The organism is Paenibacillus sp. J22P59, from assembly GCF_059383895.1.
The window spans coordinates 80,946-91,620 of sequence record NZ_JBXENX010000012.1 but is presented as its reverse complement, the minus strand read 5'-3'; the positions used below and the strand labels follow the sequence as shown (position 1 = coordinate 91,620).

Annotated in this window: 10 protein-coding genes; 5 read left to right on the top strand and 5 right to left on the bottom strand. The window is 44.2% G+C overall.

Annotated elements, in window-relative coordinates; genetic code table 11:
• Positions 1-233: 233 nt before the first annotated feature.
• A complete protein-coding gene (locus AC50YO_RS20025) occupies positions 234-476 on the bottom strand; it encodes a hypothetical protein (RefSeq protein ID WP_494849942.1) in 243 nt (80 codons plus the stop codon).
• Positions 477-810: 334 nt separating this feature from the next.
• Between AC50YO_RS20025 and AC50YO_RS20020 the strand changes: the two genes are divergently transcribed.
• The gene (locus AC50YO_RS20020; RefSeq protein WP_494849941.1) at positions 811-3,210 is read left to right on the top strand and encodes a hypothetical protein; all 2,400 of its coding nucleotides are present in this window, start codon (positions 811-813) and stop codon (positions 3,208-3,210) included.
• A 60-nt stretch (positions 3,211-3,270) separates the two neighbouring features.
• On the opposite strand, the gene AC50YO_RS20015 is transcribed toward AC50YO_RS20020, so the two are convergent.
• Both AC50YO_RS20015 and AC50YO_RS20010 read right to left on the bottom strand, forming a co-directional pair.
• Positions 3,271-3,885 carry a hypothetical protein gene (locus AC50YO_RS20015; RefSeq protein WP_494849940.1) on the bottom strand — a complete coding sequence of 205 codons (615 nt, stop codon included), beginning with the start codon at positions 3,883-3,885 and terminating at the stop codon, positions 3,271-3,273.
• Between the two features lie 125 nt (positions 3,886-4,010).
• Entirely contained in the window at positions 4,011-5,618 is a 1,608-nt protein-coding gene (locus tag AC50YO_RS20010) for a discoidin domain-containing protein (RefSeq protein WP_494849939.1), read from the bottom strand.
• Between the two features lie 280 nt (positions 5,619-5,898).
• Here AC50YO_RS20010 and AC50YO_RS20005 point away from each other — a divergent pair, with 280 nt between their 5' ends.
• The 4 genes from AC50YO_RS20005 to AC50YO_RS19990 all read left to right on the top strand — a co-directional run bounded on the left by AC50YO_RS20005 (position 5,899) and on the right by AC50YO_RS19990 (position 9,092).
• Positions 5,899-7,560 carry a PhoX family protein gene (locus AC50YO_RS20005; RefSeq protein WP_494850007.1) on the top strand — a complete coding sequence of 554 codons (1,662 nt, stop codon included), beginning with the start codon at positions 5,899-5,901 and terminating at the stop codon, positions 7,558-7,560.
• 18 nt (positions 7,561-7,578) lie between these two features.
• Positions 7,579-7,800 (top strand): twin-arginine translocase TatA/TatE family subunit, encoded by a 222-nt coding sequence (gene tatA, locus AC50YO_RS20000; RefSeq protein ID WP_494849938.1) that lies wholly within the window; start codon positions 7,579-7,581, stop codon positions 7,798-7,800.
• Position 7,801: 1 nt separating this feature from the next.
• Positions 7,802-8,545 (top strand): twin-arginine translocase subunit TatC, encoded by a 744-nt coding sequence (gene tatC / locus AC50YO_RS19995; RefSeq protein ID WP_494849937.1) that lies wholly within the window; start codon positions 7,802-7,804, stop codon positions 8,543-8,545.
• Positions 8,546-8,612: 67 nt separating this feature from the next.
• Positions 8,613-9,092, top strand: coding sequence for a GAF domain-containing protein (locus AC50YO_RS19990; RefSeq protein ID WP_494849936.1), 480 nt, complete (start codon positions 8,613-8,615; stop codon positions 9,090-9,092).
• A gap of 722 nt (positions 9,093-9,814) precedes the next feature.
• On the opposite strand, the gene AC50YO_RS19985 is transcribed toward AC50YO_RS19990, so the two are convergent.
• Together AC50YO_RS19985 and AC50YO_RS19980 are read right to left on the bottom strand one after the other, a co-directional pair.
• Positions 9,815-10,225: an ImmA/IrrE family metallo-endopeptidase gene (locus AC50YO_RS19985; protein ID WP_494849935.1), complete on the bottom strand. Its 411-nt coding sequence runs from the start codon at positions 10,223-10,225 to the stop codon at positions 9,815-9,817.
• Between the two features lie 8 nt (positions 10,226-10,233).
• The gene (locus AC50YO_RS19980) at positions 10,234-10,656 is read right to left on the bottom strand and encodes a helix-turn-helix domain-containing protein (protein ID WP_494849934.1); all 423 of its coding nucleotides are present in this window, start codon (positions 10,654-10,656) and stop codon (positions 10,234-10,236) included.
• Between the last annotated feature and the right edge of the window lie 19 nt (positions 10,657-10,675).

Sequence of the window (10,675 nt, the reverse complement as noted above, 5' to 3'; positions counted from 1 at the left end):
CTTTATAGCGTGAGAGTTGATCGATTTGAGGGGAATTACGGAACACAGATCCGTTATTAGTATGAAAATAGCTCGATTAAGCTTTTTCTAGAAAGATAGCGGAACGCAGGTCCGCAATTAGGTCTGAACCGTAGATTCATCCGCGAATAGCGGAAGCGGTGTCCGCTATTTTTTGAGACATAGGATTGTAAAAGCCCTCATCTTTATGTACATAAGGATGAGGGCTTTTTGTATTAGTCATGTTTTTCTTTGGACAGATGCTGCTGTAACTCGGCCTTCTTTTGAACCAACTGCTTCGTTAATAGAGCTTGTTTTTTGATGCTCTCTTCAGACTCAGTCTTTAATTTGTTGATGCGGCTCAATTTATTGCTTAAATCGCTTGGTAAATGGCTCTTTTTGCTATCTTTCTCTAATTGTTTTACTTTAGCTTGTGCTTTATCCTTCTTCTTTCTTTCATCTACAAGCTGTTTCTCCATCTGTTCTATATCTCTTGTTAACCGGCTTACGATTGATGTAGTAAAGCTAATGGACATTCGGACACCTCTTAATCATTGGTTGCCCTATTTTACTACAAATCCCTTCTTTAAGCGAGGAGGGACTTCTTTCTTCTTGTGCTACATAATAATATCCTCCTTTATTTTTCATAGTCTTAAAGAACTATATCAGCATAAATAAAAATTACTTTATTCGGCAAATAGTTAGCATAAATTAGATTTTTTGTTGAATGGTAGAATTTATTATGATAGAATTATCCTGTTTGTGCAATTGATAGTAGTTCTTTAGATGTGTAATTTGAAGGAGGGCGTCTTTTTGTTCTGTTCAAAATGTGGTACCCCTGCCTCGGTTGATGCGGGGTTTTGTGGTGCTTGTGGAAATAAACTTATTCGTCCAGAAAAACTGGAGACCATTACCCCAACAGAGACCGCAGCAAACACAGCTGCACCAGAGGTACCGATAAAATTAGAAAAGACGGAGCCTCCTGCAACACCAGTAGCACCAGTAGTACCAGCAGCACCAGCAGCACCAGTAACACCAGCCACATCAGCAGCACCAGTGACACCAGCAACACCAGCAACACCTGTAACACCAGTAACACCAGTAACACCAGCAACGCCAGCAACACCAGCAACACCAGTAGCCCCAGTAGCCCCAGTAGCCCCAGTACCACCAGTAACACCTGTAAACCCGGAGGTTGCTGCAGCTGGCGAGACTATTATTAAGCCATTTTCTGTACAAGCGAAAAAGCCGCAGACAGCAACTACGCTGCAGCTTTTGAATAAATATAAGATTGTTATCGGCAGCGCGGTACTCGGAGTAGTCCTTCTTGCGCTTGCTTTGTTCTTGATCGTCATTCCTATGTTATCCCAAGAGAAAGAGAGTCCGCTTTTCTTCCTCGGAGATAACGAGCTATTGATGCAGACAACTGGCCAGAAGGAACCGATAGAGCTCAGCGGACGTCTGGTTGAAGGAGATCAAGAGGAGTATATGGGCACGGAAGTAGCGGAATGGGAGTATCGTTTCTTGATGGGTACGATCCTACAGCTCAATACCGATAAGAATAAGCTATTCTTCATTAATCGAATCAAAGAGGATGGCACAGGAAATTTATTTTATCGGGATCTGAAGAAGAAGGCTTCAAGCTGGGATGATGACCAAGGCGTGAAGCTGGCGACAGGGGTTACCAGTGTAGGGTATAAGTTATATTCGATTAGCAGCAGCGGCAAAGAGGTTCTGTATGTAAAAGGGTTCGAAGAGGGTCAAGGCGGCAAGCTCTATTTGCATAACTTGGAAGAAGAGACCGTTATTGATACTCGTGTGACGGATTATTGGTACTCTGATTCCAAATCGGTGATCTATTATACGACAATAGATGAAGAGGAAGAAACAAGCCTGTATGTCGTTCACACTAATAAGCTGGACGATAAGGAGAAAATTGATACGAATATTGCCTATATTGATCAGTTTGATTATAAGGAAGGCAATATTTATTACAGTAAGAAAGATTCCGACAAAACGGTTAATGCTGCAGCACTTTATAGCAAAGCATTGAATAAAGAAAAAGAAAAGCTAGTATCAGGTTTTGATAGTGTCGTATCGAATATTGGGAATAATGAATTTTATTATACAATAGCAGCAGAGGATGATGCTTCCCTCTCCGCATTCGTCGAAGATGATATGGCTGAGAGTGATGCGAAGCTCAAAGAACCATTAATTACAGACTTTCAATCGGTTGTAAAAACACCTTATACCGACTGGTGGACAGGAGAAGTCTATTATGAGGATACAACAGAAACCGACTATGATGCCTATAGCAAAGCCTCTGATGACTATTATGAGAAGCAGAAAAGAGACAATCTGCGGGAAAGCTTGAAAGAAGAGAAGCTTACAGATCTTGCTTATTCGTTATACTTGTTCAGCAATGGCGAATCGACTAAAGTAACAGATGATTATGACTCCAGCCTCTTCCATGATATTGATGCAAAAATTATTTTTTATAATAAAAATGATCGCGGGACGATGAAGAAAATGCTTCTCTCCGAAATTGATTATGCAGAGGATGTTCGCTCAGCTTATCAGGATTTGGTGAAGAAATCGGGCATTACTTATATGTCCAGCAATCAAGCTCATGATACGGAGTTCCTGGAGGAAGGCAGCAGCTTGGTCTCAACGGCGATTTCCTCGGATGGCAGCCTGCTGTTTGCCCTTGAATCGACAGAGTCGAAGAAAGAGCTTGTCTCTTATGAACTGGTTAAAGGTAAAGCAACGAATCGCAAGAGCATAGATGAGGAAGTTGAATCCTTCAAGTATCTGGCTGGTGGTTCCCTGCTATACTATTATAAAGATGTGCAGGATGGCGTTGGCGAATTATATCAGTATGCGAAGGGGAAAAGCAACCGAATTGCGATTGATGTCAAGGTGGGCTATTCGACTTACTTCGAAGAGAACGAAACATTGCTATACATGACCGATTATGATAATGAGAATGAAATCGGCTCGTTATATGGCTATAAAGGGAAAGAGTCTTTCAAAATAGCGAGCGAAGCTGGTGCCTATTACTATAATTATTCGATGGACTTGTTCTATCTGGACAACTACAAGAAGGACCGAGGCTACGGAGAATTAATGAAGTATGCTAATAAAGGAAAAGCCGTTTCGATCTCCGAGCGGGTCTATACGATGTACCCAACATTGTATGGATATGAATTTTAAACGAGCTTGAATAGAAGGAAAAGGCTTGTCCACCGTGTTGTAACGGTAGACAAGCCTTTTTTATTGAGGAGAGAATTCATGCTGATGATAGAGTGCCATCGCCCTATGGAATCGATGAAAGGGAATGGATAATATCTTAATTTTTCTTCTTATTCGAAATTGTTTTTTTGGATCATGCCGGCATTCCACAAAGCGATCTATATTTTTTTCTATTTTGTCCCGCAGCTTAATAATATATCCGATTCTGTGATGGGCTTTGGACAGCTCTTGAAGGTCTGCGGCCAGAGCAGCGCTTAACTCTTGGAGATTCGGAATAGAAAGGGAGTTCTCTACGAAAAAAACTTCAGGTGTATAATCCTCACGATAATCCTGCCCCGGAACCTGTTCCCAGAATTCATTCCAATGCTGCAGAAGCTCCGCTTCATACATGAGGTATTTGAGAAATCCGCACAGCCACGCTGTACAGCTCGTATTCCGCTGTTGGCAGCCTATCCCATTGATGAGATGCTCACAGCCGATGCAGCATGAGCCTCCATTCGTAATGCATACTTTACAAATATGATCTGCGCCAACCTGTTGCAAGGCATTCACGCCTAGATCAATGACCTGCAGCCTGCTTATTTCTTGCCTTAGCGAATCCGCTCTGTGAGGATCACTGACCTTTAAGCCTGACATTCGTATTCGCCCCTTGCCTGCTTATTCGTATGATGGGAATGTACAGGGTATTATACGTGAGTTGCATGGAAATAACAAACAGCCCCTATCATTTGGAGAACAGTAGGAGCTTCTCTCAATGGTTCTTACTGTGCGCCGTAAACACTGATCTGATGTAAGGAAAATCCCCAGCTTTTGCTTCTCTCTATACAGTTAACTCTCAGATACCGGCCCTTGCCCTTCGTTTGAATGGTCGTTAGGCCGCTCGTTCCTTCATAGGTGGAGTAGATATCGTTCCAGTTCACCTGATCATCCGATAGTTGAATGGAATAAGCCTTCGCATAATCATTTTCCCAGTCCAATTGAACAGAGGAAATATCCGTAGGCTTGCCCAGATCAATGCATATCCACTGGGAATCGGCGGGGATGCTGTACCATCTTGTTGCTTTGTTGCCATCAACGGCATTGCCGGGACAATAATTGGAATCTACGCTATCATCAGCTTGTGAAGAGGCCGTAGCGGGCTGGAATAGAGCGAGATCCTTCGTGATCTCCTCGGCTTGTGTTGTAGCGGACACTTCACTTGCTGCTGACCTATAGCCGATCGCATTTATGGATTTGACCGAGATATGATAGGTTGTGTCCGGCTGCAAATAATTGAGCTTATGCCATTTGCTCTTAGTGATGAAGGACTCCTGATTTATTGTGAGTTCGAATGATGTGATATAGTCGGGGAAGGTAGCGGATTCCCAAGACAACATAATGCTTCGGCTCGTTGTCTCTAGAATCTTCAACTCGCTGGGAGAAGCTATTGCTGTATTGCGCAGCACATCATCCTCTATTTGCCCAGCAGGGGACAGCTCATTTTTCAGAAGCCTCAAGGTTAATTTCTCGAATTCAAATAGGGTGTGGCACATATGGATGAAATCATCCATATTGGCGGATGTGCTCGCTTTTAATTTCCATTCCTTTTTAATTAACACATTTTTGATCCCCTCGGCCAAGTCTGAGCAATACAATAGGAGATCGTAAAAATAAGAGGAATACCCTATTGCTCTGGTGAATCTGGCAAAGGAATATCGCGAACCCGCAATAATGATAAAAGCATGCTGAAGGGCGTGAATGGAATCGACGACTTGCTCTGTAGTTTGATTGGGATAATTCTGAACGATCTCTATACATCGTTGGTAGAAAGTAAATGTATCCTGATTATTAGCAATGGATTGCCTTGCAAGTTGGTCAAAGGTCGCTGCTAGCTCAGGTCCAATGCTCATATTGTTGAAATTAAGAGCAAATAGGTGGAACCCAGTCTGCTGCAGCGCATTCATCACCTGCTCTGCTTCATACCATTGGCCTTTAATATACAGAACGTCATTCAGCTTGTATGTCATGTCCGATTTATTGGCTTCTTCGATCATCAAGTAATGGACGCCATCCGGTGCGAGATTATCCAGACCCTTAATATATTTGGCTCGAATATTGATAATAATTCGATTGTCCTCATTCAGATAACGATCAATGAATTGCTCTGCCTCTGCAACGCTATGAATGCTCTCCTCATGAATCTCTATTCCAATCCGCTTCAAATCCTGCATTTCCAAGCAATCGGCATAGAACATCCAGAAGCCCTGCTGAGGAATGATGATTTCATCATAGATGCGATTCGTATCTTCATAACAGCAATAGAATAAATAGTCTAGTAGATTGCTGCGCTGCTGCAGTTCATGTGCAACTTCGATTTTTAAGCAATCCATATAGTTTTTCCTCAAAAATAGGGGGTAACTCAATGGTTAACACGCTCCCTTAATAATGAAATGATTACGATTATGGTCAGATGAGATGGATGGATTCAGAGTATATTCTCCAGCAAAGCTTCTTTTCCTTCGATAATACGACTATGAATTGTTATTTTTTTGAACTGGAATCATTATTTACAAAAAATTCATTCTGAGTTGAGTTGCCCTTTACAATGCAACGTTATGCTAGTCCTTGTAGTTAAATAAGCTATGAGGAGTGGGCTCGTTGAATAAGAATATGGATCGCAAGACTTTTCTTTCTTTTCTTGGAACTGGGGCGGCCGCATTAGCAGCAGCATCCGCGGGACTAGGCGTGTTGGACGGAAAGGCGTCCGCCAGATCGGCGACTGCTGACCACTTGTTCGGATTCCATACGAATAAAGTGAGCGGTTATTTCGAGCCTATTCGTCCTACCAAGGAAGATCAATTAGTCCTCCCCAAAAACTTCAAATATGATGTTGTCGCGGCGTTCGACGATGTCATTAATCCGGCTGGAGAAAAGTTCGGCCAAGGCGCTGACTATAATGCTTATTTTCCGCTCAATGGGTCAACGACAAGAGGCTTGCTTGCGACTAATCATGAATATACGAATATTTTTTTGTTAGGTCCTATCGTAGATGGTAAAATGTCCGCGGAACAGGTAAGGAAGGATCTGTATTATCAAGGGATGTCTGTTATAGAAGTCTATCGTGACGAAAAAGGCGCCTGGAGGATGGACAAGACGTCCAAATATGCACGCCGAATTAATGGGATGACCGAATTCGAGTTTACTGGTCCGGCAAAGGGCTCTGCTGCGCTTGGCAATAAAGCCAAAGCAATAGGCACATTCGCTAATTGCTCAGGCGGCGTCACTCTATGGAATACGGTTCTCTCCTGCGAAGAGAACTTCTCGGAGACGGCTGCGAATGCGAAGCTTCCGGAGACACACTATGGCTGGGTAATTGAGATTGACCCTTTCGATCCAGCGTATCGGAAGAAGCACACGGCGCTTGGACGCTTCAATCATGAGAATACAGCAATGGGACTAGCATCTGACGGTCGAGTAGTCGTCTATATGGGAGACGATAAGAAAGATGCATGTGTCTACAAATTTGTGAGCAAAGGCAAATATGTTAAGCAAAGTGGCCGTTCTAATGCTGCGTTGCTAGAGGATGGCACCTTATATGTCGCCAATCTGAAGTCGGGCAAGTGGCTGCCGGTGACGATAGAAGCGGTGAGTAAAGTGCTTGCAAATGAGAAGTACAAAAATCCATATGGTGTATCAGGCACAAAAGAAGAGCTGCTTAAAAAGTTCAAATCGCAAGCGGATGTCGTGACCAATTGCCATGAGGCGGCCCTGCTTGTTGGCGGTACACCTACAGATCGTCCAGAGGATATTGAAATCTCTCCTTTTGACAATACGGTGTTCATCTGCCATACGAATAATGATACTCATGGCAATATCCATGGTCACATTACACGGATCTTTGAAGCGGGCAATGATCTGGGGGCACAGGAATTCGACTTTGAGATTTTTGCTGCGGGAGGCAGGCAATCAGGGTTCAGCTCACCAGACAATCTGGCGTTCGATTCGAACGGTCATTTATGGGTCGTGACCGATATTTCCAGTAGCAGTCAAAACAAAGGAGTCCATCAATCGTTCATGAACAATGGATTGTTCGTTATTCCAACAAGTGGGCCGGATCAGGCGAAGGCTCTGCAGTTCGCTTCCGGCCCGGTTGAAAGCGAGCTGACAGGTCCCTTTTTTACGCCAGACGAACAGACGCTGTTTCTCTCTGTCCAGCACCCAGGGGAGATGACAACGGATCTGAATCAACCGACTAGCACTTGGCCCCATCGTTCAGGCGACCGAATTGCCCGCTGCGGAGTTGTGGCGATTAGCGGCTTCAAATTAAGCTAACAAAGGAGAAGTGATCGTATGCCCTTCGGTAATATTGGGATTGGCGGATTAGTCCTCATTCTGATTATTGCTTTAATTATTTTCGGTCCCTCTAAGCTTCCTGAGCTTGGAAGAGCGTTTGGACGCACACTAAGTGAATTCAAGGGAGCTACACGCGGCCTTGTCCAAGGCGAGGATGAGGAGATGGGACAGAAGGAAGTGCCGGAGACGGATTCCGGCAGCATTGTCCAAGGCAAGTAGCATGAAGCATTCCAAAGAGCAGGATTTGGTCGGGCATCTGGAGGAGATGAGAACACGAATTATTCGGACACTCATCGCTTTTCTAGTGGCAATGGCGGCGGCTTTTATCTATGTGCGGGATATTTATCAATGGCTAGTAAGAGGGATAGATCAGAAGCTCGTTGTGCTTGGCCCGTCGGATGTTATGTGGGTTTACTTCATGATTGCCGGTGTTGTCGCTATCGCAGTAACGTTGCCAGTTGCGGCTTACCAGATCTGGAGATTCGTAGAGCCAGCGCTGCCAGAGCCAGCGCAGAGAGCTGCATTGATCTACATACCGGGCTTATCTGTTTTGTTCTTGATCGGTATTTTTTTCGGTTATTTCATCCTATTTCCGATGGTGCTGCATTTCATGGAGGAGCTCGCGGCAGCTGACTTTGCCGCCATGTATACAGCGCAGAATTATTTCACCTTCATGATTCATATGACGGTTCCGTTCGGCCTGCTGTTCGAAATGCCGGCTGTCGTTATGTTCCTCACAAAGCTGGGCATTCTGAATCCGCATCGCTTGGCGAAGGCACGTAAGCTGGCTTACTTCGTTCTTGTAATTGTTGCAGTAACGATTACTCCGCCTGATATTTTATCGGATATTATCGTTATTGTACCGTTATTCCTGCTATACGAGATTAGTATTGGCCTATCCAAATTCGTCTATCGCAATCAACTGCGAATGCAGGAGCAAGTAAACGGCGGCAGCTTGATATAGAAGGTTGCCAAGCGATTGATGATCCATGTACAATGGCATATACATCAATCGTTAGGAGCTGTGCGGCATGTTCACAGATGAACTATATACAGGATCAAGGGAAGATAATTATGCCTTGTTGATCAAGCAGTTAGTGAGCTTAGTGGAGGACGAGAGCAGCAGGATAGCTAATTTGGCTAATGCCGCTTCGTTACTGCAGCAATTTTTGCAGGATATCAACTGGGTAGGCTTTTATTTGCTGGAAGGAGAGGAGCTTGTGCTTGGGCCGTTCCAAGGCAAGCCGGCATGTACACGCATCCCTGTTGGCAAAGGGGTATGCGGTACTTCTGTCAGCCGCAACGAAGCGCTGCTGGTGGAGGATGTGCACCAATTCCCCGGTCACATTGCTTGTGATGCAGCATCCAATTCGGAGCTGGTCATCCCACTTTATAGCAAGGACGAGATTATTGGCGTGCTTGATATCGACAGCCCGCTATTCGGGCGTTTTGATCAAACGGATCTCCGTTATTTGTCGGAATTCATACAACGATTAGGGGAGCATGTGTAATGAATTGCCATGCGTACTGAGTAGAGGCTGTCCCGAACGGGCTTGGGAGCCTCGAAATGATAAGAACCATCGAATCTACTGTACCTGTGGATTGGATGGTTCTTTTTTTCCTTAAATCCATATCTTGATTTCGGCTGATTACTCCCAATGGCTGTTGGGTTGCTTTTTACCACTTGGTGGGCAAAGCAGTGAGGGAATATAGCTAGTTAACGTGCTGCTCATGCTCGATGACCCTCTAGTGAAGCATTTTCTCTATTTAGTGAGGCTATTGTAACTAAAATAAGTACTTTATAAGCTAGATCGAGAATTTGCGTCACTAAGGTCCCTAGTCGAGAAGCTTGGTTTCCCACTAGTGAGCCCAGGTTCACTGTTTTAATTTTTTATCGGTACATAGTGTGGAACAATGTAATATGCTTCACTAATTTAGCGAAACATGTTCCTTGATGAACAAAAATGCTAATTTTTCATTCGTATGATATCGAATTTGTGAAAGTAAACAGTAAATAAGCATAGCAAGAGTGGAATCAAAGCGAAGCATGTTCCTTCTTAGAATCAAACTGCTTCATTCCCCCAGTTCAGTGATATCGAATTTATGCATTCGACCAACAATTAGCATCTCAACAGCAGACGAAAAAAACTTCCATTTGTGAAAATGGAAGTTTTTCAGATAGGTCTCAAAGAATCACTATTCGGCGATGAGATAAGAGCATAATTTCACGGGGCTACAAGTAAAACTTGTCCATTTCTTTGGGCACGCCATTGCGTTGAAGCAGATCTCCAATGGATTCGGAGAGTTCTAGACGATCGCCTGCAGTCAGCAGCCGTACAGCGAATTTATTCGCTTGCCGTTCATACTTTCCCACGTTGAAATAAGATTGCTCATCAAGCCAGAATCGGTTGAACCCTGGATGAAGGCGATCATGTCCCAACTCATGTGCGCAGACAAATCTCATCCAATTTTCCGGCAGCCGCTCATGGATAACGATGAAACGGCGCCGGAGCTTCTTATAATAGAGCCCCTTGGTCTCTTCTCCCAAATCGGCATAGCGAATATGAATACCCAATCCACTAGCAATAACGAAGGGATCATTAGTTTGATATTTGCGAATGAGTCTACGTATTAGTTTGTCCATGGCATCACCTACCTGTCATCGGTATGTTTTGTAGATTGGTCCTCCGCAGGCTTGACTCGTTTGTTCATTTGCTTAGCTTCCCAGAAAAGTCCCGTCAAAACATCCATAACACGCTGGCGATCATTGGAGCTCATCGGTACACCGTCGAACATGATGTCGCCGTCTTCCTCCAGCATTTTTTTGAAATCACGTTTGTCCTTCCAAGTTGCCCATTCCGGAACGTTGTCTCCACTTAGCTCTCGGCCGAGCAGAAAGTCGGTCGTTGTTTGCAAGATGTCAGCAATTTTTTGCAAATCCTCGCTTGATGGAATGACACGGTCATTCTCGATGTGGCCGAAGTTTGATCTCCCCATGCCGATCTGTGCGGCAATATCCTGCTGTGTAAGGCCTTTGTTCGTTCTTAAGCCTTTGATCCGTGATCCTATAGACATAATCGTACTCTCCATTCCA